18 protein-coding genes are annotated in these 25,738 nt (G+C 70.1%); 9 read left to right on the top strand and 9 right to left on the bottom strand.

Annotated features, from left to right (window positions below; genetic code table 11):
* The first annotated feature begins 48 nt into the window (after nucleotides 1-48).
* From NLI01S_RS15185 to NLI01S_RS15170, 4 genes are all read left to right on the top strand, one after another.
* Entirely contained in the window at nucleotides 49-1,206 is a 1,158-nt protein-coding gene (locus NLI01S_RS15185; RefSeq protein WP_067604897.1) for an exonuclease SbcCD subunit D, read from the top strand.
* Nucleotides 1,206-4,193, top strand: coding sequence for an AAA family ATPase (locus NLI01S_RS15180; protein ID WP_067604895.1), 2,988 nt, complete (start codon nucleotides 1,206-1,208; stop codon nucleotides 4,191-4,193). The genes NLI01S_RS15185 and NLI01S_RS15180 overlap by 1 nt, the downstream gene beginning before the upstream one ends.
* A gap of 56 nt (nucleotides 4,194-4,249) precedes the next feature.
* Nucleotides 4,250-4,678, top strand: coding sequence for a hypothetical protein (locus tag NLI01S_RS15175; RefSeq protein ID WP_067604893.1), 429 nt, complete (start codon nucleotides 4,250-4,252; stop codon nucleotides 4,676-4,678).
* 124 nt (nucleotides 4,679-4,802) lie between these two features.
* Nucleotides 4,803-5,330 (top strand): DUF3558 family protein, encoded by a 528-nt coding sequence (locus NLI01S_RS15170; protein WP_067604891.1) that lies wholly within the window; start codon nucleotides 4,803-4,805, stop codon nucleotides 5,328-5,330.
* Between the two features lie 77 nt (nucleotides 5,331-5,407).
* On the opposite strand, the gene NLI01S_RS15165 is transcribed toward NLI01S_RS15170, so the two are convergent.
* Entirely contained in the window at nucleotides 5,408-7,492 is a 2,085-nt protein-coding gene (locus NLI01S_RS15165) for a cytochrome c oxidase assembly protein (protein ID WP_067604890.1), read from the bottom strand.
* Between the two features lie 327 nt (nucleotides 7,493-7,819).
* Between NLI01S_RS15165 and NLI01S_RS15160 the strand changes: the two genes are divergently transcribed.
* From NLI01S_RS15160 to NLI01S_RS15145, 4 genes are all read left to right on the top strand, one after another.
* A complete protein-coding gene (locus NLI01S_RS15160; RefSeq protein WP_067604888.1) occupies nucleotides 7,820-9,100 on the top strand; it encodes an amidohydrolase family protein in 1,281 nt (426 codons plus the stop codon).
* A gap of 137 nt (nucleotides 9,101-9,237) precedes the next feature.
* A complete protein-coding gene (ald, locus tag NLI01S_RS15155; RefSeq protein WP_067604887.1) occupies nucleotides 9,238-10,356 on the top strand; it encodes an alanine dehydrogenase in 1,119 nt (372 codons plus the stop codon).
* A 218-nt stretch (nucleotides 10,357-10,574) separates the two neighbouring features.
* Nucleotides 10,575-11,696, top strand: coding sequence for an enolase C-terminal domain-like protein (locus NLI01S_RS15150; protein WP_067604886.1), 1,122 nt, complete (start codon nucleotides 10,575-10,577; stop codon nucleotides 11,694-11,696).
* Between the two features lie 109 nt (nucleotides 11,697-11,805).
* The gene (locus NLI01S_RS15145) at nucleotides 11,806-12,261 is read left to right on the top strand and encodes a MaoC family dehydratase (protein WP_067604884.1); all 456 of its coding nucleotides are present in this window, start codon (nucleotides 11,806-11,808) and stop codon (nucleotides 12,259-12,261) included.
* Between the two features lie 16 nt (nucleotides 12,262-12,277).
* On the opposite strand, the gene NLI01S_RS15140 is transcribed toward NLI01S_RS15145, so the two are convergent.
* From NLI01S_RS15140 to NLI01S_RS15115, 6 genes are all read right to left on the bottom strand, one after another.
* Nucleotides 12,278-13,966 carry a glycosyltransferase gene (locus NLI01S_RS15140; RefSeq protein ID WP_067604883.1) on the bottom strand — a complete coding sequence of 563 codons (1,689 nt, stop codon included), beginning with the start codon at nucleotides 13,964-13,966 and terminating at the stop codon, nucleotides 12,278-12,280.
* A complete protein-coding gene (locus tag NLI01S_RS15135) occupies nucleotides 13,963-16,062 on the bottom strand; it encodes a glycosyltransferase (RefSeq protein WP_067604881.1) in 2,100 nt (699 codons plus the stop codon). The genes NLI01S_RS15140 and NLI01S_RS15135 overlap by 4 nt, the downstream gene beginning before the upstream one ends.
* 164 nt (nucleotides 16,063-16,226) lie before the next feature.
* Entirely contained in the window at nucleotides 16,227-17,906 is a 1,680-nt protein-coding gene (locus NLI01S_RS15130) for a glycosyltransferase (protein ID WP_084392617.1), read from the bottom strand.
* Nucleotides 17,903-19,969: a glycosyltransferase gene (locus NLI01S_RS15125; protein ID WP_067604879.1), complete on the bottom strand. Its 2,067-nt coding sequence runs from the start codon at nucleotides 19,967-19,969 to the stop codon at nucleotides 17,903-17,905. Before NLI01S_RS15125 ends, NLI01S_RS15130 begins: the two co-directional genes overlap by 4 nt.
* Before the next feature lie 66 nt (nucleotides 19,970-20,035).
* The gene (locus tag NLI01S_RS15120) at nucleotides 20,036-21,055 is read right to left on the bottom strand and encodes a class I SAM-dependent methyltransferase (RefSeq protein ID WP_067604877.1); all 1,020 of its coding nucleotides are present in this window, start codon (nucleotides 21,053-21,055) and stop codon (nucleotides 20,036-20,038) included.
* Nucleotides 21,056-21,384: 329 nt separating this feature from the next.
* Entirely contained in the window at nucleotides 21,385-23,457 is a 2,073-nt protein-coding gene (locus NLI01S_RS15115; protein ID WP_067604875.1) for an acyltransferase family protein, read from the bottom strand.
* A gap of 491 nt (nucleotides 23,458-23,948) precedes the next feature.
* Here NLI01S_RS15115 and NLI01S_RS15110 point away from each other — a divergent pair, with 491 nt between their 5' ends.
* Complete coding sequence (locus NLI01S_RS15110) at nucleotides 23,949-24,563, top strand: superoxide dismutase (protein WP_067604873.1); 615 nt, start codon at nucleotides 23,949-23,951, stop codon at nucleotides 24,561-24,563.
* Nucleotides 24,564-24,660: 97 nt separating this feature from the next.
* Here NLI01S_RS15110 and NLI01S_RS15105 read toward each other — a convergent pair whose 3' ends face one another.
* Complete coding sequence (locus NLI01S_RS15105; protein WP_067604871.1) at nucleotides 24,661-24,864, bottom strand: hypothetical protein; 204 nt, start codon at nucleotides 24,862-24,864, stop codon at nucleotides 24,661-24,663.
* 27 nt (nucleotides 24,865-24,891) lie between these two features.
* Nucleotides 24,892-25,539, bottom strand: coding sequence for a hypothetical protein (locus NLI01S_RS15100; RefSeq protein ID WP_190318479.1), 648 nt, complete (start codon nucleotides 25,537-25,539; stop codon nucleotides 24,892-24,894).
* Nucleotides 25,540-25,738 lie beyond the last annotated feature (199 nt).

Below are 25,738 nucleotides of genomic sequence, written 5' to 3'. Positions count from 1 at the left end.
TCCACAGGGTCACCGGTTCCCCGGGCGGGGACACCCACTACTTGGGTAATGTCCAGTTCCATGCGCCTGCTGCACACATCGGACTGGCACCTGGGTCGCTCCTTCCACCGGGAGAACCTCATCGACGCCCAGGCCGCGTTCCTTGACCACCTCGTCGACACCATCCACGCCGAACGGATCGACGTGGTCGTGGTCGCCGGGGACCTCTACGACCGCGCCCTGCCACCGGTGGACGCCGTGCGCCTGTTCGACCGGGCGTTGGGACGGATCCGCGCGACCGGGGCGCGCGCCGTGCTGATCAGCGGCAACCACGACTCCCTCACCCGCATGGCCTTCGCCACCGACCTCATCGACGCCGCCGGGATCCACCTGCGCAGTTCCTTGGAGGGCGTGGGCGAACCGGTGGTCATCGACGACGAGCACGGACCGGTCGCCTTCTACGGCATCCCCTACCTGGAACCGGAGATCGCCCGGCACCACTGGGACCTGACCGAGCGTGGGCACCCCGCGGTGATCGGACACGCCATGGGGCTGATCCGGGCCGACCTGGACGAGCGCCCCGGCACCCGTTCGGTGGTGCTCTCGCACGCCTTCGTCACCGGCGGCGAGGGCTCCGACAGCGAACGCGACATCTCCGTGGGCGGTGCCTCGCACGTGCCCGCCTCGATCTACGACGGGGTCGACTACGTCGCTCTGGGCCACCTGCACGGCCGACAGACCATCACCCCCACCGTGCGTTACCCCGGCAGCCCGTTGGCCTACTCCTTCTCCGAGGAACACCACCGCAAGGGCTGCTGGGTGGTGGAGTTGGACACCGACGGGTTCGCCGGGGCCGAGTTCGTGGACGCCCCGGTGCCGCGCCCTCTCGCCCGGATCCGTGGGCGCCTCGACGACCTGCTCACCGGCACCGACTGGGAGCGTTACACCGGCCACTGGCTACAGGTCACCCTCACCGACCCGCGTCGACCGGCCCGGCCCATGGAACGGCTGCGCGAGCGGTTCCCCCACGCCCTGTTGTTGGAGTTCGCCCCCGAGGGCGGTGCCCCCGATCGGCGACCCGTCACCGGCGCGATCGCCGAACGCCCCGAACGCGACGTGGTCGCGGACTTCGTCGAATGGGCCCGCGGCACACCCGCCACCCCGGACGAGCGCGCGCTCGTGGACCGGGCCGTCGAAGAGGTCCGGCTCCAGGAAGGGATCAACTGATGCGCCTGCACGATCTCACCATGACCGCGTTCGGCCCCTTCGCCGGTACCGAACGTGTGGACTTCGACCGTCTCGGTCAAGGCGGGCTCTTCCTCATCCATGGTCCCACCGGGGCCGGCAAGACCTCCGTGCTGGACGCTGTCTGTTTCGCGCTGTACGGAAGCGTGCCCGGGGCCCGCAGCAAGGATCGCTCTCCCAAGAGCGACCACGCGCCACCGGACCTGGAGCCGGAGGTGACCTTGGAGTTCACCATCCGGGGGCGCCGGATCCGGATCGACCGCAAGCCCCGTTGGGAGCGTCCCAAGAAGCGCGGCACCGGCACCGTCACCCAGAACCAGAAGGTGGTGGTCCAGGAGTTGTTGGCGGGAACGTGGCAGCCGGTCACCACCCGCCCGGACGAGGCCGGGCAGTTCATCGGCGACCAGGTGGGGCTCACCCTCACCCAGTTCTGCCAGATCGTCATGCTGCCCCAGGGCGACTTCGCCCAGTTCCTACGGGCCAAGTCGGACGACCGCCGCAAGTCCCTGGAGCGGATCTTCAACACCCGGGTCTTCCGGGACGTGGAGGAATGGCTGGGCGGACACACTCGCAGGCTCGAACGCGAGGTGCGTTCGGCCGAGGAACGGGTACGCGAGGTCGCCGGTCGGATCGCCGAGGTGGGCCGCTCCACCATGCCACAGGAATCGGACCCGGCCGAGTTGAGGGCCTGGGCCACCGAGCTGGCCGTGGTCACCGCCGCGACCGTTCGGGACGCCGAGCCGCTCACCGGTGAGTTCACGCTCGCCCGGGACCGGGCCCGACAGGCGCTGGCCGACGGGCGCTCGCTGCGGGACCGGCGTACCCGGCTCGACCAGGCCCGGGAGCGAAGCGCGCTGCTGGAGGGACACCGGCCCTGGCGCACCCGTTCCGAGGAACGCCTGATCGCCGCGGAGCGCACCGACGCCGTGCTGCCGTTCCTGCGCGCACGTGACCATCGCCGCACCGAGTTGGACAAGGCGGAACTGGCCCTCACCGACCGGTTGTCACTGGTGGCGGGCCTGCCCGACCTGGACGTGACCACCTCGACCGGCGCGGAGGCCTTGCGCACCGCCGAGCGGGGGCGACGCGACGAGCTGGCCCGGTTGGAGCTGCTGCGTGGTGACGCCGAACGCCGCCGGGCACTGCGCGGGGAACTGGCCGACCTGGAGCGGCGTCTGACCGGGGTCCGCTCCGAGACCGAGCGGGCCGAGGAACGCGCCCGGGTACTGCCGGACCGGGTGGCCACGGTCGAGCGGGAGCTGGAGCAGGTTCGCGAACGCGCCGGGCTGGTGGAGGTCGCCCAGGACGCGCTGACGCTGGCGGAGAAACGTCGTCTGGCCGCGGTGGAGCACGAACGGCTCACCGTGGAACTGGAGCGGGCGCAGGAGAGCCGGCACGTGGCCGTGGACACCGCTCAGCGGGCCCGGGACCACGCACAGGACCTGCGGGAGCGACGGATCCGACAGATGGCGGCCGAGCTCGCCACCGACCTGGCGCGGGGGTCGGCGTGCTCGGTGTGCGGGTCGACCGAACATCCCTCCCCCGCGGTTCCGAGTGAGGAGGGTCTGGTCTCCGCCGACGAGGAGAAGGAGGCCCAGGTCACCGCGGAGCGTGCCGCGACGGAGCGGTCGACGGCCGAGAGCACGGTGGTGCGGCTGCGGGGCCGGCTGGAGACCGAGGCCCGGGTCGCCGAGGGCCGCACCGTCGCGCGCGCGGACGAGGAGGTCGTGGCCGAGCGGACCCGGCTGACCGAGGCGCGCGCCGCCGCCGGTGAGCGCAAGCGTCTGGAACAGGAACTGGCCCAGCTGCGCGAGGAACTGCGGCACACCGAGGAACGTGTGGGCGTGTTGGGCCGGCAGGAGGGCGAGTTCCGCACTCGTCGGGAAGGCGCTGAGGCAGAACACGAACGACTCACCATCCTGCTGGACGAGGCCCGCGGAGACGACGTCGGCCTGCCCGAACGCATCGCGCGACTGACCGGTGAGGCCGACCTGTTGCGCGGGACCGCCGAGGCGATGGACCAGCGCGCGCGGGCCGCCGAGGAGCTGCTCGCCGCCGAGGCCGAGGCCGAGGAGGCCAGGTCCGATGCCGGGTTCACCGACGAGGCCGAGGTCCTGGAGGCCGCGTTGGAGGATCGGGACCGCCGGGATCTACGCCGTCGCGCTCGTGACTTCGACGACCAATGGGCGGCGGTCCAGGAACGCCTGGCCGATCCCGAACTCGTGGCCGCCGCGCAGCAGGAGCCACCGGACCTGCTCGCGTTGGAGACCGTGGCCGCCACCACCGAGCACGCCGCCGAACGTGTCCTGACCTGGCAGGGCATGTTCGCCGACCGGGCACGCCGGTTGGCCGCTCTGCGCACCGAGCTGGCCGACCGGATGGCGGGTTCGGAGCCGGTGCTGCGCCGCTACGCGATCGCGCAGGGGCTGAGCACCCTGGCCGCGGGCACGTCCCCGGACAACACCGACAGCGTGCGGTTGTCCGCCTACGTCTTGGCGGCCCGACTGGAGCAGGTGGTGGCGGCCGCCAACGACCGACTACTGACCATGTCGGACGGCCGTTACGAACTGCGCTACACCGTCGACAAGGCCGCCGGAGACGGTCGGGCCCGTTCCGCGGGTGGTCTGGGCATGCGTGTGGTGGACTCCTGGACCGGGGTGGAACGCGATCCGGCGACGTTGTCGGGCGGAGAGACCTTCTTCAGCTCGTTGGCGCTGGCCCTGGGGTTGGGCGACGTGGCCACCGCGGAGGCCGGCGGCACCGAGATCGACACCCTGTTCGTCGATGAGGGGTTCGGGACCCTGGACGAGGACACCTTGGAAGAGGTCTTGGACGTGCTGGACCGGCTGCGCGACGGCGGCCGGGCCGTGGGTGTGGTGAGCCACGTCGCGGACCTGCGCCGACGGGTGACCACGCGGTTGACCGTGCGCAAGAGCGCCGCCGGTTCGAGCGTGGAACACCACGGCTGACCCGACCACCGCCGCTCGGGCACCCCGGGTCGGGGTGCCCGAGCGGCGGTGGGACAATGACCAACGTGAATTCGCTGGTCAACATCGTCGTGTTCGGAATCGGGGGCGCCATCCTGGTGGCGGCCCTGCTCGGCCTGCTGCTCGTGGTGTCGGGGAGTTCCCGAGGGTCCACTCCCCGGTCGCTCACCGCCTTCGGAGTCGCCTCGATCGTGCTGTGGGTGGTGCTGCCCGCGTTGACCGCCCTGAACGAGATGTCGGCGGGCGCCGGTTTCTGGGTGGGCTTCGCCGGAGCGAGCGTCGTGGCGATCGTGATGTACGCGGTCAACGCGGCCATGCTGCCGATGGTGGCGCGTCGTCAGGCCCTGGTGAGTGGCCGAACCGGGTTGACGGGGATCAAACCCACCCCTTCGGTGCTGGTGGGCGGCCTGGTGGTCTGTCTGGCCATGGCGCTCCTGGTGACCGGTGTGACCGCCTTCATCTCCTGAACCCGGCGTCCATCCCCGTGACCGTTTCCGGCCACAAGGACGCCGGAGGCGGCGACGCTCTGTAGCTTCGTGCCGGGGTTCCCCGATCGGGGAGCCCCGGCTTCGTTGGGCGGAAGGCGGCGGGATGCGCGGATGGAGATGGGCGGCCGTGGCCGTGACGGCCATGCTGGTCGGCGGTTGCGGCGGCGAGGTCGACCTGGCCGACCGGGACTCCATCGACCAGTTCGACGTGCCTCCTCTGGATCCGAGCGTCCGGCACCCCTGTGACCTGTTGACCGACGAGACCGCGATCGAACTGGGTCTGCTCGCCGAGGGCGGTAGCGGCAGCCCGCAGTCGGACGACAACTGCTTCTTCACCGACGCGGTCGACTCCAGCGTGGACGTGCGGGTGGAGACCCACGACCCCGACGCCGAGGAGGACGAGCCGCCGGTCCCCCGCGCCCTCTCGGCGGCGTTCGAGGGCGGTGAGGCGTACGAGTACGTGGCGGTGGAGGGCTATCCCGGCTACACCGAGGCCTTCCCCGACTCCTGCAACCTGGGGTTGGCCACCTCCGACGAACACAGCCTGTTCGTCCAGGTCAGCGCGGACGACGCCTGTGAGACCGCGATCCAGACCGCCCGGAGCCTCATCACCGCCTCCCCTGAGCTGTGACCGACGCGAACAAGGGTCGGGCCCCCTTTCCCGCACTGCGGGAAGGGGGCCCGTGAAGGATCGACCGCGGGTCGGGGTCAGTTCGGCTGTTGCCGGGACCGACGGTCGAGCTCGGCCAGGTACTCGTTGTAGGCGTCCATGTCGGAGTCGTCGGAATCGCCGCGGCTGCTGTGCCGCTGCCGACGACGTTCTTGCCGTTCGTCGTCACGCGACCACTGCACCACCAGCGCCAGCATCACCAGGAGTGTGGGGATCTCGCCCAGCGCCCAGGCGATGCCGCCTCCCTTGTACTGGTCGGCCATCGGGTCCTGCATCCACGGGATCTCGAGCCGGTCGTAGTACTCCGCCGCGATGGGCGTGGCCTGTTCCATGATGGCGATGCCGAAGAAGGCGTGGAAACCCATCACCACCAGCAGCAACAGCAGCCTCAGCAGGAACGGGACCTTCCGCGGGGCCGGGTCGACACCGATGATCACCCAGTAGAAGAGGAAGCCCGAGACGAGGAAGTGCACGCCCATGAACATGTGACCGAGGTGGTCGCTCATGAGCATGCCGAACAGCGGCGTGAAGTAGAGGGCGTACAGACTGAGCACGAAGATCGGCGCGGCCACCGCGGGGTGGGTGACGAACTTCGAGTAGCGGCTGTTGAGGAAGGAGTTGAGCCATTCGCGCGGCCCCCGGTCGCCCCGTTGCTCGGCCGGCTTCAGGGCACGCAGGGCCAGGGTGGCCGGTGCGCCCAGCACCAACAGGATCGGGGTGACCATGGCCAGCACCATGTGCTGGATCATGTGCGCCGAGAACATGATCATCGCGTAGGTGGCGAAGCCGGTGAGCTGGACCAGGACGATGGTCGACAGCCCCAGGAGGAAGGCGACGAGGCGTCCGATCGGCCACTTGTCGCCCCGCTTGACCAGCCGGTGCACACCCCCCAGGTACAGGCCTCCGGCGACGACCACGAACATGATGAAGAACAGGTCGGGGCGCCACAGGGTGAGCAGGTTCTGCATGCTCATGGCGGACGGGATGGTGAAGCCCAGGATGGCGGCGGCCGGGTCGACGGTGCTCTCCAGCGGCGGGGGCGGAGCGGTGCGACCCAGCCCCACGGAGATCCCCATGACCGCGGCCATGATGATGACCTCGACCCCGGAGAGCCGGATGAAGTTCCAACGGCGGAAGGCGTGGCCCTCCTTGCCCTCCGGCGCACCGGCGATCCGGTTCACCGTCCATTTGCGGTGCGCGTAGCCGAACCCGCCGAGGACGACGAACAGCACGACCTTGGCCACGATGAAGAGCCCGTACTCGGTGAAGAACAGGTGTTCCAGGGAGTAGAGGCGGGCCAGGGCGCTGGCGGCACCACTGATGGCGACCCCGACGTAGGCCCACAGCGCCATGCGGCTGAACCTGTGCGCGGCGGTGGCCGGCGCCTCGCCATCGGTCCGTACCGCGTGGTAGGTGACCGCGGCCAGACCGCCCACCCACACACAGATGGAGACCAGGTGCAGGGCCAGGCCGGTGACCGCGAGTTCGTGGGAGCCCGAGGAGGCCGAGTGCCCCGTCAGGGCCGGCGGGGTGACCGCGACCAGGGAGGCCACGAGCAGCCACAGACCGGGGGTGGCGCCGGTGCAGGTACGACCGAACAGTGCGATTCCGGTCGTGATCAAGATGACGAACATCAGGGCGATGCCGCTGGAGACCGAACCCGCGAAGGCGGTCACCTCGTCGATCGAGACCTGGCCCATGGGCTTGGCGAGGAACTCGGAGGCCTGGAAATACAGGGTCGCCACGGCGGCCACGGTCCAGCCCAGGGAGGCCCAGGTGGCGGCGCGTACGTAGCCGATGGCCTGGTCGGACAGGCGCCCCTTGTAGGAGGGCAGCAGCAGGGTCGCCATCACCAACAGGCCGATCGTCAGGACGGCCCCGACGTTCATGAGGGTCTTCGCGATCGGCATGCCCCAGCGCACGGCCTCGCCGGCGTCGGGCAGGCCCGGGATGACCCTGGCGAAGACCGAACCGCCGATGACCAGGGTGGAGCCCAGGAAAATAGCGCAGACCAGGGCGATGATCACGGCGAAGATCGGTACGACACCGGTGCCCGGGGGCAGGTCGGCTTCGTTCTGGTGGGTCTTGATCGGGGAATTGTCGTTCTGTGCGGGAGGAGCCACGTGCCACTCCGTCTTCGAGTGCGGTCAACAGCAGGTCAGGGCTCTCGGCCGTGATGGCCACCGCTTGCTGTGCAGATCGGGGTCCGGCAGGGGCCGCACGGAGGAACACCGCGATCAAGGTTAGTCCGTTTACTACGCAGTGTCGGACTTGGCACCCGATCGACCGCTCCAGGGGCCCGACCAGTACGTGAAAGCGACCCTGTTGGTGATGTTTCCCCCATACGAAGGGGCTCCACGCGATACGCTCGACGCCCCGACGAGTCCCTGCTCCGTCCCCTCCTCGACACCTCTCACCCTGACCCGAGCCCTGCGCCCGAAGGGGGAGCGATGCCCGATTTCGATACCGTCATCCGTTCGACACGAGTGGTGGTCCCCGAGGGGACCGAGGCGGCGGACGTGGCCGTCCGCGAAGGCCGCATCGAGGCGGTGCTGCCGTACCGCTCGATCATCGGCCCGCCCGTGTCCTCGGATCGACCAGGTCGAGTCGAAGTCGAACGATCCGGATCCCAACGGCCCGAAGGGCCCGGTCCACGGATCGTCGACCTCGGGGATCGGCCCCTATTGCCCGGGGCGGTCGACCTGGGTACCGGGGTGCACGCACCCGGTGAGGAACTGGCCCGCTCCTACCACCGGGCGGGTGCCGCCGCCCTGCGCGGCGGTGTCACCTGCATGGTGGTCGCCCCCGCGCCCGCGCGCCCCGCCCTCACCTGCGCGGACTCCCTCCAGATCCACCAACGCGCCGCCGCCGGTTCCCCTGTGGCCGTCGCGTTCCTGGGCGGGGTCAACGAGGGCACCGGCCCGCTGGACCTGGCCGATCTCCAGGCCGGTGGCGTGGTGGCCTTCCAAGCGTCCCTGTCGGACGGGGGCGCCCCCGACATGGCGGCGCTGAGCGACTCCGGGCTGCGCAAGGCCATGGTGGAGATCGCCACCCTGGACTCGCTGCTGATCGTGCACGCCGAGGACGCCACCGAACTCGGGGCCCCGCCGATCAGTGCCGAACAGCGTCCGCCCCGGGCCGAACGTCGCGGGCTGGAACGGGTGATCTCCGCCGCCCGCGTCGTGGGTGCGCGCACCCACATCGCCCCGTTCACCGCAGCCGAGTGCGCGGCGCTGTTGTCGGCCGCGGAGGCGGCCGGGGTGGAACTGGGCGCACAGACCTGTCCGCACTACCTGTGCCTGCCCTCGGAGTTCCCCGGGCCGGACTCCCCGGTGCGCGGCTGCCGTCCGCCTCTGCGCTCGGACGCCAACCGCAAGGCGCTGTGGAGCGCCCTCCTCGAACCAGGGTCGGCCCTGGGGACCATCGGTTCGGGCCATCTTCCGGCGATCGGGTTGTACACGTTGCCGTGGAGTCTGTCCGCGTTGTGGACCGCCGCGCGTCGACGCAACCTCACCCTGAGCCACCTGGCCCGCTGGACCGCCCAAGGCCCCGCCGACCTGCTGGGGCTGGCCCGTGGCCGGATCCAGCCCGGGTTCGAGGCGGACCTGCTCGCCTTCGACGACGATGCGACCACGCTGGTGCCCGAGGACGACCCGGGACCCTACGCTGGGATGCGGCTGACCGGAAGGGTCACGAGGGTGTGGACAGGGGGCCGAGAAGCACACCCGTAGACCCGTGTCACACGCCACACCGAGTCCTTACACCCTGTCAACATGGCCCTACAGGGCTATGCACATTGGCGATAGCGCCGGGGCGCCTTCGCCGTTCACAGTGGTAGGTGTCCATGGCGATACCAGTTGGAGGAACCGTGCTCATCGGTGTGCCCCGCGAGATCAAGAACCACGAGTACCGAGTCGCCATCACCCCGGCAGGGGTCCACGAACTGACCGGCCGAGGGCACGAGGTCCTCGTCGAACACGACGCGGGTCTGGGTTCCTCCATCACCGACGAGGAGTACCGGAAGGCCGGTGCCACCATCCTGGACACCGCCGACGAGCTGTGGGCCACCGCCGACCTCGTCCTCAAGGTGAAGGAGCCCGTCCCCGCCGAGTACCACCGCATGCGCGAGGGCCAGACCCTCTTCACCTTCCTGCACCTGGCGGCCTCGCGCGAGTGCACCGACGCGCTGGTCGAGCGCGGGGTCACCGGCATCGCCTACGAGACCGTCCAGTCGCCCGACGGTTCGCTGCCACTGCTGGCGCCCATGTCGGAGGTGGCGGGCCGGCTGGCCACGCAGGTCGGCTCGGTGACCTTGCAGCGTTCCGCCGGTGGTCGTGGGATCCTCATGGGCGGGGTTCCGGGGGTGCGACCGGCCCGCGTCACGGTGATCGGCGCCGGTGTGTCCGGGTTGAACGCCGCACAGGTCGCCGTGGGGATGGGCGCCGAGGTGACGGTCCTGGACCTGAACGTCGACAAGCTGCGGCACCTGGACTCCCTGTACCGGGGGCGGATCAAGACGGTGGCGTCCAACCGCTTCGAGGTGGAGTCGTCGGCCCTGGAGTCCGACATGGTGATCGGCGCGGTGCTGGTCCCCGGCGCCAGGGCACCGAAGCTGCTCTCCAACGAACTGGTCGCCCGGATGCGCCCGGGCGCGGTCCTGGTGGACATCGCGATCGATCAGGGCGGCTGCTTCGAGGACTCGCGTCCCACCACCCACGACGATCCCACGTTCACCGTGCACGACACGGTGTTCTACTGCGTCGCGAACATGCCGGGCGCGGTCCCCAACACCTCCACGCACGCGCTCACCAAGGACACCCTGCGCTACGTCGTGGCACTCGCGGACAAGGGATGGAAGCGGGCCCTGCGCGAGGACCCGGCCCTGGCGGCCGGTCTGAACACCTTCGGCGGAGAGGTGGTCTACGCCCCGGTGGCGGAGGCCCACGGCCTCGAGCACCGTCCCCTGGACGAGGTCCTCTCCCCTTGAACCCTGTTCCCGTGTCCGGGGTGAGACACCCGACGTGGACCCGGCCCGAGAGGGACGAACCCGCTCCGACCCGTACAAAGCCCGTACCACCAGGGAAACCTTCGTCCACAGGGTGAGCCGTACGGGGTGGTCGGGCGGGTCCGGCGGAGGTACCGTCGAAAGTGGGTCCTTCCCCGTGGCGGGCCCCTTTCCCGAGGCCCGAGCAGAGGTGGACCGTAGTGACGCACGCCGGAGCGGTGACCGTGACCCGCATCGTCGAACTCGAACTGGTGCGGCTGCGTCCGTCTCTGGCGGGACGAGGCACGGGCACCGCCACCCCCGTCCTGGTCCGGGTCTCCGACGGCGAGGTGAACGGTTGGGGGGAGGTACCGAGCGCCACCCCCGGGCAGTGGGACGCGCTGGCACAGGTCTTCGCACCCGCCCTGCTCGACCACCCCTGGCGCCGGCCGACCGAGGTGGCGGACGCCTTCGCCGACCTGCCCTGGGATCCCACGTTGGTGGGCGCGTTGGACACCGCCTGTTGGGACCTGTGGAGTCGACAGCGCTCGACCCCGTTGGCGCACGCCCTGGCCGGGTCGCGCACCGCGCTCACCGCGGGGGTGACCCTGGCCCGGCAGGTGACGTCGGAGTCGGTGACCACCGAGGTGAACCGCCAGGTGGGGGCGGGTTTCCGACGGATCAGGTTGGAGATCCAACCGGGCTGGGACACCGACGTGGTCCGCGCGGTGCAGACCAGTTTCCCGTTCATGGTGCTCCAGGTCGACGCCGGCGGCCGCTACACCGAGTCCCCCGGAGACCTGGACGCGCTACGGTCCCTGGACTCCCTGGGGCTGGTGGCCATCGAGGACCCCTTCCCGGCCGACGACCTCGCCGCGCACGGTCGACTGTCCGCCGAACTGCGAACGCCGGTGGCCCTGAACCGTTCGTTGTCCTCGTTGGATGACCTGGGCGAGGCGATCCGGACCGAGGCCGGCGGCGCGGTCAACGTGGACCCGGCCCGGCTGGGCGGATTGACCGCGGCCCGTCGGGCGGTGGACATGGCGATGGACGCCGGCTGGCCGGTGTGGTGCGGTTCCTCGGCGCGGACCGGGGTGGGCCGCGCGGCGACGGTCGCGTTGGCCTCACTGGCCGGGGCGACCCTGCCGGTGGAGATGCCCGGCGCGGGCTCTCGCGGTCGCGATCTGGTCGTTCCACCGGTACGCGCGCACGACGGCGTGGTCCCGGTGCCCTTGACCACGAGCGGACTGGGACACGAAATCGACCCGGCGACCCTTCGCTCCTTCACCGCCAAGACGCTGCTGTTGGACGCCCCACGGTCCTCGAATTCGGGCACGACCTGACGCCCGGTCGGCCCCGAGCACAATTAACCAAACACCGTTAGGTAGAGTGGCGCGCACCACACGGGTCTCGGTAGACAGACCCGGCCCTCAACCCGAACCTGGAGGCGTCGTGCGCGTATTCGCCGACATCAACGAGGTCGTCTCCGCCCAAGGCGAGTCCTTGGGCGTCACCGACTGGGTCACCATCGACCAGAGCCGTATCGATGGATTCGCCGACGCGACCGAGGACCACCAGTGGATCCACCTCGACGCCGACCGCGCCGCCCAGGGCCCCTTCGGCGCCACCATCGCGCACGGCTTCCTGTCGCTGTCACTCGTGGCGCACTTCTCCCAGCAGATCTTCCGCATCACGAAGAAGCCCAGGATGTCCATCAACTACGGGCTCGACAAGGTGCGCTTCCTACAGCCCGTCGTCGTGGGCTCACGCGTACGCGACGCCGTGGAACTCATCGAGGTCAAGGAGACCCCCAAGGGCTACCTCGTCTCCAGCCGGCACACGGTGGAGATCGAGGGTCGGGAACGCCCGGCACTGGTCGCCGAGACCCTGGGGCTGTGGGTGCCCTGACCCCCGATCCCCTACTTCAGCGGGCGATACGGCGTAGGGTCCGGCGGACCAGGTTCGGGGTGAACCAGCGCAGCTTGCGCTCGGCGCGTTCGGCCCGTCGACGCATCCGGTCACCCCGGTCCGTGGCCTGCTGCAACTTGGCCCGCAGACGCTCCACCGACTCTCCCTCGCGACCGGTGGCGGCCTTCTCCTCCAGTTCGGCCTCCTCCGGCCCCAGGGACGCGATGACGCCGGTCGCCGGGGTCCAATGGATACCGAACACCTCCTCCACGAGGCGGTCCAGGTCCTTGCCCTCGGCCTCCGGATCCAGGTGACGGGCACGCTCGAAGGCGGCCACCCGCTCCAGGCGCAGTACGCCCTCACCGACGCTCAGTGCCCCCGGCATCGGGGAGCACAGGAGTCCGGCACCGGACCGATCGCAGGCCACGACGAGTTCCGCCAGGGCGTCCGGGGTCGGCGGCGGCCCCGCCTCCAGGTACAGCCGGAACGGCACCCGAGGGTCGGTCTCCGGTGGCGACTCCACGAAGCGCACCCGGGGGTCCCCCCGGAAGGTCTCGTGTGCCAGGCGCAGGTCGAGGAACTCCTCCTCCAACGGCGGGCGGCGGTCGTTGTGCAAGCGCGACCACGGTCCCACCATCCACAGACGCAGGTCCGGGGTGGAACCGGACAGCAACGCCCCGGCGGTCTCGTCGACCTCCTCCAGGGTGCGTTCCGCCACGCCGAGGACCACGTCCACCAGCGGCACCTCCCACTGGCGTTCCGGACGCTTGCGGCGCAGGTGGAAGTCGGGCACCCGGTTGGCGACGAAGGGCATCCGGTAGCGGGTGCCCGCGTCACGCTTCTCCTGCATCTGGGAACGCCCCAGGTGCCAACTGCTGCTGTCCAGGTCGGGCACGAACACCGCGCCGCGCTGGGCCAGCCGGTGCCCGAACTCGCTGTCGCCGCCCAGGACCATCTCCGGGTCCATGCCCCCGGACCTCAGGTACAGGTCGCGGTGCAGCGATCCGGTGGCGCCGACGTAGACCTTGAACCCCTCGTGGCCCGCCGAACGCAGTCGGTCGGTCCGTTCGATGAACCGTTCCACCCAGTGCGGGTCGGCGCTCTCCCGGTCGAAGAGCGTGTCGCCGCGACCCGCCGCGACCTCCTCGTACACGTATTCCGGGACCATCGCGGCGGGGTCGAAGTCGACGAACAGCTTGTGGCCCAGCACCACCGTGTAGTCGGCCAGGTGATGCCAGCGCAGCTGTGACTCCACGTGCTCGCGGTGGACCAGCATGTCCGCGTCCAGCCGCAGGATCACCTGTCCCGTCGCGGCGGCGACACCGGTGTTGACGGCGTGCGCCGACCCCCATCCACCTTCGGCGGAGGGGATGACGCGGGTGTTCTCGGGGCGTACCCGCGGCGGGGTGAGCGGCTCGGGACTGCCGTCGTCCACCACGATCACCTCCATGAGGTGCGCCGGGTAGCTCTGCGCGGCCAACGACGCCAGGACCAGGGCGAGCTTGTCCGCCCCCTCATGCGCCGGGATCACCACGCTCACCGACAACGTCGGCGTCCACTCCCCCAGTTCGGGGACGTCCAGCACGGTGTAGTCGTTGCGGTGGATCCGGGGCCGTTCGGGCCTCCCACCGTCCGGTGGAACGGCTCCGAGCAGCGGTGCCGGTCCGGTCTCGTCGTACGCGGAGGTGTTGTCTGCGGTGGTCAACGGTGGCCTCCCAAGGTGGTCGGTGTCGTCGTGCCCGGCGTCCCGTTCACGTCCGGTCCCTCGATGCGGGCCTGGACCGGTGCCCGGGAGCCGAGCAGGGGATCCTGTCCGCCGCCCATGGGCTCGGGCGTGTCCTCCAACAGGACACTGGGCCGCCAGCCGGACCACTGCCTGGTGTTACGACGCAGGAAGTAGCCCATGTCGGCGCCCCAGGTGTGCCCCTCCCCCGCGCGGCGCAGCAGGTAGCCCAGACCGTGGGTGCGGAAGATGCGGCCGCCGTCGCGGCGCACGGCCAGCAGCAGCTGGCTGTCGATCGCTCGGGGCAGCGGCCGGAATCCGCCGACGGCGTCGAGCACGGAGCGGTCGATGACGATCGTGCTGCCCACCACGTCCGGTGAGGGCTTCTCCGTCTGGTAACTGCGCCACACCGTGACGTCCAGTTCCTGTAGGTAGACCAGGTCCTGGGTGATGCCGACGAGGTCGGCGCTGGAATAACGACGGGCCATGAGCATGTCGGTGAGGTGTTCGGGGCCGTACCAGTCGTCGTCGTCCCACTTGGCGATGACCGTGCCCGAGGCACGGTCGGCGGCGTCGTTGAGGACGGCGCCGAACACCTGATCGGCGGGTGCCTCGTGGACGGTGAGCGGGATTCCGGTGGCCTCGAACTCCCGCAGCGCCGACCGCACCACGGGCACGTCGGCGGTGAACCCGTGCATGGCCAGGACCAGCTCGAAGCGAACGCCCCGTTGGCGGGCGATCTGGGCCAGCGCGAAACCCACCAGTTCCGGTCTACGGGTGCAGAGCAGCACCGTGACCAGGGGTTCGGGTGGTAGCGGGACACCGGCCCGGGAGGCCAGCGCACGCCAGCGGACCGATTGCGAGTGGGTTCCCAGGGCCGCGCGGCGCAACCGGACGCTGTGCTCCTCGCGGGTGAGGGGATCGGCGAGTTCCCTCTCCTGCACCGCGGTGAGCAGTTCGATGAGCGGGCCTCCGAGGTCGGCCGCCCAGACCGGGACGGGCCGAGCGATCAGGGGTACACCGGCGGCGGCCAGGGAGGCCACCGTGCGTGCCGCGGCGAGCGGACCGGAGTGTCCGCTCCAATCGATCCGAATCCCGCGCAGGTACCGGAGTCTGCCGATGTCGAGGTCGGTGACGGTACCGTCCTCCGGCAGGACGCACAGCACCTTCCTGCCTTCGATGATGACGGCACGGTCGCCGTGGGCGGTGAGGTCGCCCATGGGGCCGCCGGCCTTCTTGGTGAAGCCGATGGGGTTGACGATGTACTCGTCGACGGGTGGGACCCGATGCGGATCGGCCTCTCCGGCCCTCGGTGGAACGGCCCTCTCGATGGCGGACCAGGTACGGCCCGTGGTCGCCGGGATGTCCAGGTGGGGGACGACGGGGTCCCCCCACTCGGGCAACCCCACCTCGTCGGTACGCAGGACCAGGTCGGACGTGGGCGAGACCCGACGCAGCGGAACCGGGCCGGTGGCGCTGACCCCGGTGGCGGCGATGTCGCCGGGCCGCCACATGGCCCCCTCGTTTCCGTGGAGGCCGGCCAGGGGCACGGTGCGCCGGCCACGTCGGCCCCCTCGGACACCGTGCACGACGCAGTCCAGGGCCAAGGCCGTCTCGACGGAGTTGGGGAAGAACAGTTCGCAGACCCACCCGCGCTTGCCCATCCGGCGCACTCGGGCTTCGAGGAGGTCGTTCCACTCGTCGATGCCGGGCGGCGAGGGCAGGAGCGGACCCTGATGACCGGGGGTGTCGATCACGGCGACGATCAGGTGCACGGTGCGCGGCAACGCGGTGGCCGCGGTCAGGACACGGCGCAGGTCGGTCAGGCTGGCGGCCACCACCGCGACCAGTCCGGCGGTCCCGGTGCCCTCCTCCGGTCCGCCCCCATCGTTCTCGACGTCGGAGACGGGTACCAGGTCGCCCATGCGGTGGGCGTCCAGGTCGATCAGGCGATCGCCCGGGCGCAGTCGGAGCGTGGCCAGTTCACGCCTGGTCGTCGTCGGGTCACCGGTGTGGCAGAGAACGGCGGGTTCTTCACCGCGGATGCGTAGGGCCTGACGGACGACTGATGTGATCATCGGGCAACCTCGGGCGTAGCTGACAGGTGAGGCCCGCAAAGACGGGACGCACCCAGAGTGCCACAATGGTTACCATATGTGACTATCGCGGGCGGTGTGTCGCCAGGGCGAACACGGCGCCCGATCGGGGCGGACACGACCGACGTGTCCGCCCCGTTCCGGCCTCAGCGCGCGATACGGCGCAGCAACCGTTGCCCCAGCCCCGGAGTGAACCAGCGCAGCTTGCGTTCGGCCCGCTGGGCGCGCGCCCGCTGCCGGTCGGCGTCGACCAACGCCTTCTCCAGACGCTGCTCGAGGACCTCCCTGCTGGGCTGCGAGGCCTCCTCGCTCTCCTCGTCCACCACAGCGACGAAGCGCTCCCCCGGCATCCAGTGGGTGCCGTGGGTCTGCTCGATCGTTCGGTCCAGTTCCTTGCCGGCGGCCTCGGGCTCCAAGTGGAGTGCCCGGGCGAACGAGGAGGCGCGCTCCAGGCGCAACATCCCGTCACCGGCCTTGGTGGCACCGGGCAGGGGCGCGCAAAGCAGCCCGCAGCCCAACTTGTCGATCTCCTTGATCAGGTCGGCCACGGCCGTCTCGGTCAGGGTGGGCCCGGCCGACAGGTACAGGCGGTGCGGCACACGAGGGTCGGTCCGCGGCGGCGTCCCCACGAACTTCACCCGGGGATCGCCGCGGAAGGTCTCGTGGATCAGACGAGCGTCGAGGAGCTCTTCGTCCAAGGGGGCGCGGCGGTCGTCGTGCAGCCGCGTCCACGGGCCCATCAGCCACAGCCGCAGGTCGGGGGTGGTACCGGACAGCAGCGAGGAAACGGTCGTGTCGACCTCCTCCAGGGTGCTGTCTCCGGTGTCCACGACCACGTCCACCAACGGCACGTCCCACTGGCGATCCGGACGCTTGCGGCGCAGGTGGAAGTCGGGCACCCGGTTGGACACGTACGGCATCCGGTAGCGGGTGCCGGCGTCGCGACGGGTCTGCATCTGGGTTCGTCCCAAGTGCCAGCTGCTGGTGTCCAGGTCGGGCACGAACACCGCGCCGCGCTGGGCGACCCGGTAGGCGAACTCGGTGTCACCGCCCAGGACGAGCTCGGCATCGAGTCCGCCCGCGGCGTCGAACAGCTCCCGGTGCAACGACCCTGAGGCGCCGATGAACACCTTGTAGGCCAACCGTCCGGCGGTACGCAGTCGGTCGTGTCTGTCGATCTGCCGCTCGATCCAGTGCGGGTCGGCGGTCTCCTTGTCGAAGAGCCGGTCCGCGCGGCCGGCCGCGACCTCCTCGCGCACGTGTTCGGCGGTCAGGGCGGCGGGGTCGAAGTCGACGAACAACTTGTGTCCGAGGACGGCACCGTAGTCGATCCGGTGGTGCCAGCGCATCTGGGACTCCACGTGCTCGCGGTAGACGAGCATGTCCGAGTCCAGTCTCAGGATCACCTGGCCCGAGGACGCGGCGACACCGGTGTTGACTCCGTGCGCCGACCCCCATCCACCTTCGGCGGAGGGGATGACGCGGGTGTTCTCCGGGTGGACCAGCGGCAGGGTGAGCGGTTCGGGGCTGCCGTCGTCCACCACGATCACCTCCATGAGGTGCGCCGGGTAGCTCTGCGCGGCCAACGACGCCAGGACCAAGGCGAGCTTGTCCGCACCGCCGTACGCCGGGATCACCACGCTCACCGACAACTTCGGTGTCCACTCCCCCAGTTCGGGGACGTCCACCACCGAGTAGTCGTTGCGGTGGACGCGAGGCTGAGCGGACAGGTCCACGGCCCCTCGCGGCAGCACGGACACGATGTCCGTCGTCGTCACCGTCGGCTCGGTGATCGAGGCGGTCGTGTGCTCTTCGATACTGGTCAAGGTCGTACCCCCGGGTTCGTCGTGGTCATGGCCGGCTCCTCGTGGACCTCGGTCGATCCACCCAGCGGGCGAGGTTCACCTTCGAGCAGGACGCTCGGGCGCCAGCCGGCCCACTGTCGTGCGTAGTTGTGCAGGAAGTAGGCCATGTCCTCGGACCAGGTGTGTCCGCCGCCGGTACGGCGCAGCACGTACCCGAGCCCATGGGTGCGGTGGATACGCCCCCCGCCCCGGGACACGGCGATGAGCAGTTGGGTGTCGATGGCGCGCGGCAGTGGCCGGAAACCACCGGTCTCCTCCAGCACCACGCGGTCGGTGAGGATGGTGCCGCCGGCGATGAACCGGGTGGCGGTCTCGGACTCGCGGCTGCGCCACACCATGAGGTCCACCTCTTGGAGGTAGACGAAGTCCTGCCCGGTGCCGACCAGCTCGGCCCCGGAGTAGGTCCGGGCGAGCACGAGGTCGGCCAGGTGTTCGGGCCCGTACCAGTCGTCGTCGTCCCACTTGGCGATGAGGTCACCGCAGGCGCGGGCGACGGAGTCGTTGAGCACCGACCCGAAGACCTGGTCGGCCGAGGCCTCGTGCACGGTGATCGCCAGACCGGTGTCACGGTAGGCCTGGATCGCCGAGGCGACCTCTGGCCGGTCGGCACCGAACCCGTGCAGCGTCAGCACCGTCTCCAGTTCGACCCCGCGCTGCCGGGCGATCTGGGCGAGCGCGAAGCCGACCATCTCGGGGCGTCGGGTGCACAGGATGACCGAGATGCGGGGCGCCGGTGGCAACGGGATTTCGGCCTGTGCGCCGAGGGCCCGCCAGCGTGAGCGCAGACCGTGTGTGTACAGGGCGGCGCGACGCAGCCGGATGCTGTGCTCCTCGCGGGCCAATCGGTCGGTGAGGTCGGCGTCGGTGGCCCCGGCCAGGAGTTCGGTCAGCGGAGCGCCCAGACCAACGGCCCAGGAGGGTACCGGGCCGGCCACCAGGGGAACGCCCCCAGCGGCCAGGGAGGCCACCGCGCGGACCGCCGCCGTGGGGCCGGTGTGTCCGGACCAGTCGACGCTCACCCCGCGCAGGTGACGTAGGCGGGTCAAGTCGACGTCGGTGACGGTGCCGTCGGCCGCCACGGCGACCAGGTCCTTGTTCCCCTCACGGATGACGGCGTGGTCCCCCTGCACGGTGAGGTGCCCCAGGGGTCCCTTCTCGGCCTTGGAGAACCCCGTCGGGTTGACGGTGGTCTCGTCGATCGGCGCCACCAGGTCGGCGGGCGAGACGGTGACCCGAGCGGCCGGGCTCTGCGCGGCGACGACCAGCTCGGCACGAGCGCGGCCGTCGGTTCCGGTGAGACCCTCCCAGGCGTCGGCCGTGGTGGCCGCGCGGTCCAGCGCCGGGACGGCTTCCTCGTTCCACGCCGGGGCCGCGTCCTCGTGCACGCGCAGGGCCAGGTCGGCGACGGGGGTGACCCGGCGCAGCGGGACGGGGCCGGTCACGTCGATGCCGTGCGTGCCGGTGTCGCCGGGCCGCCACAGCGAGGACTCGGGGCCACTGAGGGCGGTCAGAGGTGCCACCACCGGTCCACGTCGACGGCCTCGGGTACCGTGCAGGACGGAGTCGAGGACCTGGGCGGTGTCGATCGCGTTGGGGAAGAACAGCTCGCACACCCAACCGCGCTTGCCCATCCGCCGTACCCGCAGTTCCTGTAGGTCACGCCATTGGCCCATGCCCGGTCCCGCGGGCACCGGCGGATCCTGGTGGCCCGGAGTGTCCAAGAGCGCGACCACCACCTGCACGGTCCGGGGCAGGTGCACGGCGGCGGTCAGGGCCCGGTTCAGGTCGGTGGGGGTGGCGGCGACCAACGCCACCAGCCCGGCGACGGGTTCCACCTCCGCACCCTCGACGGAGTCGATCCGGAGCGGTTCGCCCAGAGGATGAGCGCCCAGGTCCACGAGCAGGTCCCCGGGCCGCCGAGGCGGTCCGGACACCTCCCGGAGTGTGTCGGCCCCGCTGTGGCAGAGCACGGCGGGCTCTTCGCCACGTGCGCGCAGGGCCTGCCGGAGGACGGTGGTGATCATCGATGACCTTCTCGGTTCTGCTGCGGATCGGGAGAGTGGGGAGCGCTGGGGGACGCTCGGGGAGGATCAGGGTGTACGGGTGAAGACGTGCGCCCCCTTCTCCGTGGCCTCCTCGACGCGGGTGAGCTCGGGGTGCGCGGCCAGCCAACGGTCGCCCAGGGCGCGTTCCTCGTCCCGGTCGGCGTCATCGAGGACGAACACCGCCGAGTCGGCGCAGGCGGGCAGGAGCGCGGGGACGGCCGGGTGGCGCGCCTCCGGGCCAGTGGCCGCGGGCGGACCATCGACGAAGACCAGACCGACGCCCTTGAGGTCGCCCAGTGCCTCGGTGTCGTACCAGGGCACCTCGGCGGACACCCCGTCGGCCAATTCCGCGGGCACCGGGGCGAGCGGCGCGTGCCGGACCTCGACGATGTCCTCCAGGGCGTGGGCGGCGACCAGGGCGCGGCTGAGCTCGGCGTAGCGCGCGTCGTGCTCGACCGCGACCAGACGACCGGTCCCCGCCTTGCGCAGCGCGTAGCCGATCCACACGCTGGAGGATCCGCTGCCGCACTCCACCACGAGTTCCGGACGATCCCGGTCGATGATGCGGACCAACACCCGCAGCACGTCGGGGGAGGCGGCCCAACCGCGCAACGGCGGCATGAACGGGGCCACGTCCAGGTACTCGCGCAGCTCGGTCCAGGCGACCTGCTGCTCGTAGTCGTCGCGTCCGCTCCGCACGCCCGCGCGGGTGATCTTGTGGATCGCCCGGGGCAGGGCGCTGTCGCGCAGTTCCTTGATCTCGGCGCGCACCCCGTCGAGGGAACGGGCCAGCTCCAGCCGGTCCTGCCCGAAGAGCTCGGTGACCTGGCCGGTCTGGGTGCGGACCGACGTGGACAGTTCCAGCACCGATCGGCGCAGTCGCGACAACCCCACGGTGAGGCCGATCATCGCCACGCCCAGGAACAGGACCGTGACGGCCAGAACGGCCTCGCCCCAGGACACCAGCCCCAGGACACCCAGGGAGACCGGGGTGGCGACGGCCGCCAGACCGAAGAGCCCGACCACGGGCAGCAATCGGCGGATTTTCTTCTTGAGGGAGCTCATCGGGGTTACCTCCGCGAAAGGGGTGCGGCGACCGACGCACGGATCAGGACGCGGAACCGTTCTGAACCGCATCGGCGGGGAAGGGCACCTTGCGTCTTCGACATTAACGCCTTGAAAGAGCTCGAGGGCGCCGAGTATGCGCATCCGAAACCCAAGAGATCGTCAATTACCGTACCGTTCACCGGCAGATCACCCCGATATCACCAAAGCGTGTCCGGAATTTCTGGAAAGGGATTCCGAAGTGCCACGGAAAAACGTCGGACCGGCATGAACCCCGCCCGGGACACCCTCGGAGGACATCCGGGCGGGTCGTCGCGATGGGGCCCGAGTCACCAACCCGTGGCCTCCAGCAGCGCGCTCTCCACCGCGGGGGTGAGGGTGGCGGCGTAGGTGGCGGTGATGTGCGAGTGGTCCCAGTACACGAGTACGTTGCCCACCACCGCGTCACAGGCTCCGTCCGGGCACACGTGTTCGGTCAGGTCCACCAGGGTGACGTTGGGCGGCAGCTCCAGCAGTGAGGCCGGATCGACCTCGTCCAGGCTGACCGCGGCGGGGCTGGTGCACTCCACCGCGTCCGTGGACTCCAGGCACTCCGCGCCACGGTAGGGCAGTCGGGGCAGGTCGCGAAGGCCGATCACGTCGATGTCCAGGTCGTTCAGGTGCCACCACATCTCCGTGTAGCCCTCTTGGACCACCTCACGAGCGGTGAACGCCCTCGTCGACGACAGCAGCGCCGCGTCGGGTTTCAGCTCCTCCAACTCGGCCAACGCCTTGGCCTTCCAGGTCTCGCACTCCTGGAAGACCTCCCCGTCCTTGGTGGCGGTGGCCAGACCGAACGGACAGCCGCTCTTGGTGAACGACACCAGTCGCCACCCGTGCTCGGCCGCGACCTTCTCCACCGCCGGGTACCAGTGGGCGGTACGCGACGCTCCCACCAGTGCCAACGTGTGCTCCGCGTCTGCGGGACCCCGTTCGCAGACCACCAGCTCCTCGTCGACGAGGTTGACGTGGCAGCCCTCCTGATGGTGGGAGGACAGGTCCCCCTGGGCGTCCGCCGGGGCCGGGCGTACCGGCACGTCGGGCAACATCGTCGACAGGTCGGGCTCGGCGACCACCCGCGCGCCCGGGTACGTCTCGGGTTCGACGACCTCCTGTACCCGTTCCACGCGTTCCTCCGCCAACCGCTGCGACCACGACTGCGCGACGGTCAGGACCGGCACCAGGAAGAGCACGGCGATCATGACCGACCAGCCGGGCCCGCGGCGGTGTTCCGCTCGGGTGAGGCGATCGACGCCGCCCTCCACCACCCGATGGGTGATCCAGGCCAGCACGAACGAGGCGCCCAGGATCGCGATTCCTCCCATCAGCGTGGCCGTCTGCCGCCCGGTCACCTCCAGATGGCAGACCAGGATCGGCCAGTGCCACAGGTACAGCCCATAGGAGAAGCGGCCCACCGACATCAGCGGCTTCCAGGTGAGCAGCCGATCGGCCCCGAACCGGCTGCCGGTGCCACCGGCCACGATGACCAGCAGGGCCGCGCCGGTCGGCCACAATGCGACGTACCCGGGGAAGAGCGTGGAGACCTGGAGGAGCAAACCGCAGGAGACCAGCCCCGCCAGACCGAACCAACCGAGGAACACCCTGACCCGGGTGGGCAGGCGCAGTTCCGTGATGACCAGGGCCAGGATCGCGCCCAGGGACAGCTCCCACAGCCGGGCGCCGGTGTCGAAGTAGGCCCAGGCCTGGTCGTGGGCGGTGATGTACACCGAGTAGCTCAAGGAAAGGGCGAACAACGCCGTGACCAGCACGAGCAGGCTCCGGCGCAACGGCAACCCCACCCGGGTGGCCATGAACGCCGCGACGGTGACCAACACCGGCCACAACAGGTAGAACTGCCCCTGGATGGACAGCGACCAGAAGTGCTGGAGGGGGCTCGCCGCCGCCTCCCGGGCCAGGTAGTCGACCGCGTTACCGGCCAGGGTCCAGTTCTCGTGGTAGAACGCGGCGGCACGCACCTCCTCCAGGAGACCCTCCCAGCGTGAACCGGGCAGCCACACGTACATGGCGGCCATGACGGCGAGCAGGACCACCGCGACCGGGGGCACCAGGCGCTTGGCCAACCGGGCCCAGAAGGCGACGAACCGGACCCGGCCGTCGCGTTCGACCGCGCGCACCAGGGAACCCGTGATGAGGAATCCGGTGAGGAGCAGGAACACGTCCACGCCACCGGAGACCCGACCGAACCAGATGTGGTAGACCGCGACCAGGACCACGGCGATGGCGCGCAGCCCCTCGATCTCGGGACGAAAACCGCCTCCGGTCCGGACGGTCCGCCGAGTGTCGGTGGCCGAGGGGATGCGGGGGTCACCGGGGGCGGGAATCCCGGTTGTGGTTTCACTCATATGCGCAGACGGCCTCGGAAGTTTAGGAAGCGTGTTTCACCGAACGAGGCTTCACGGGTATGACCATTCGAATTCGACGATGAATTGTCCCCCGGCCCGATGCCACCACGGTGAATGTCGGGCGAACACGCGGTCAACGTTCATTCGCGGTTCGGGGGCACGCGGGTCAGGGTAGCGAGACCGGACCGAATCACCCGAGATCGAGAATGCGGAGGGTCCCTGACTTAAGGGGCGCCCCCAACGGATCCGACGAGAGGATTCGTCGGGCTCCCGGGGTTCACGGGACCCCTGTGGCGGGCAGAGGGATGAGGAGCATGAGGACGTCTCCGGCACCGACGCGGCGACGACGGCCCGGCCCGGTTTTATTCCCGGCCGGCCGTGTCCACGAGCTGACATCGGAGACTCGCTTCCGCTGCTGATAGCTTGCTGGTTAGCGATCTCATCGCTGGTAAGAACACGACGAATATCGTCCTGGAAAGGTGCGTCAGAGTATGTCTGCGCCGTACACGCTTCCCGAGCTGCCCTACGACTACGCGGCCCTTGAGCCGTGGATCTCCGGTCAGATCATGGAGCTGCACCACGACAAGCACCACGCCACCTACGTCGCGGGCGCCAACACGACCCTGGAGAAGATGGCCGAGGCACGCGAGGCCGGCGACTTCGGGACCGTGAACCAGCTCCAGAAGAACCTCGCGTTCAACCTGGGCGGCCACGTCAACCACTCCGTGTTCTGGAAGAACCTGTCCCCGGACGGTGGCGACAAGCCCGAGGGTGAGCTGGGCGCGGCCATCGACGACCAGTTCGGGTCCTTCGACGCCTTCCGCGGGCACTTCAACGCCGCGGCTCTGGGCATCCAGGGTTCGGGTTGGGCCATCCTGGCCTGGGACGCCCTGGGCCAGCGCCTGATCATCGAGCAGCTGTTCGATCAGCAGGGCAACATCGCCATCGGCACGCAGCCGCTGCTCATGCTGGACATGTGGGAGCACGCCTTCTACCTCCAGTACAAGAACGTGAAGGCGGACTACGTCAAGGCGTTCTGGAACGTCGTCAACTGGGCCGACGTCCAGCAGCGTTTCACCGAGGCCCGCAAGACCCAGCTGGGCTAGCACCTCGAACGAACGCTCTCGTGCGTTCGAACGGGGGAGGGCGGCACCGAACGGTGCCGCCCTCCCCTCGTCCAGGGGCGTCCTCGGGTCCTGGCCCTCAGACGACCAGGGTGTCCGGGTGGCCGACCATCGGACCGTGCCGGTCCACTTCGCGCCAGGCACGGGTCAGCCGCCACACCATCTCCTCCCGGGTGGCGCGGTCGTAGGACACCGGAAGCCGGAAGTACTCCTCGTGGCACCCGCCGCCCGACGCCGACATCACCGGACCGGGCACCAGGTCGACCTCGTGCGAGAGCGCCACCTGCGAGAAGGCCCGGGCGGCGCGCCTTCACCCTGGCCTCCCCGGTCCCGGCCTGACCCCGGCGGCGTCCTCCAGGTAGCGGATCCATCCGTCCACGAAGGCCTCGTGCGTCGACGTCTCCGCCTTGCGCCGCTCCCGCTCACCCTCGTGCGAGCAGCCCTCGGCCCTCACCCGATCGAGTGTGAGGGCCGGAAGCCTCACCGCCAGACCCCACTCCCGTTCGGCCACCCACCTCAGGTCGTGGCCCTGTTCCAGGAGCACTTCGGACACACGTTGGATCCGCCCCAGCCGGGCCCGATCCACGTCGTCGAGCATCGTGTCCACCACGAACGAACCCTCGAAGAACGCGATCGTCACCCGAGGGTCGATCGATGCCTCCGCCTCGTCCGCCTTACGACGATGTCGATGCCGCAGGTGGAGGAGGACGAGGCCGAAACCGACCGCCGCGCCGATGGTCTGGGCCGTATCCCAGAACAGCCATTCCAGGACCCCCACCCCGCACAACCCGAGCAGCGCCAAGGCGTGTCCGAACCGCCTGCTCTCCGGCCGATCCTCGGCCCTGGGCCGGCCCACCGCCTCAGGTGCCTGATTCAGTGCACGCCAGATACCGCGCGCGTGGTGTTCCGGCAACCCGGGATCGATACTGACCCGCAATGGTTCGGGGGAATTCGGCAAGAGCGGCCGCCTTGCTGCGTGGGGGATGGGGGAACCCACAGATTAGCGTTCGGAGGTCTCGCCCTCCCCGAACCCCGCCACCTCCACCATCCGGACCCTGGATGAGTGATCCCAAGGGGTGGGTGTGGGAGTGGGGATGGGTGTGGGTGTGGGAGTGGGTGTGGGAGTGGGGATGGGTGTGGGTGTGGGAGTGGGTGTG

It is taken from the genome of Nocardiopsis listeri NBRC 13360 (assembly GCF_001570765.1).
GTDB classification, from domain to species: Bacteria; Actinomycetota; Actinomycetes; order Streptosporangiales; family Streptosporangiaceae; genus Nocardiopsis; species Nocardiopsis listeri.
Note: the sequence above shows the minus strand (reverse complement) of the source record. Positions and strands in the feature narration are given on the sequence as shown.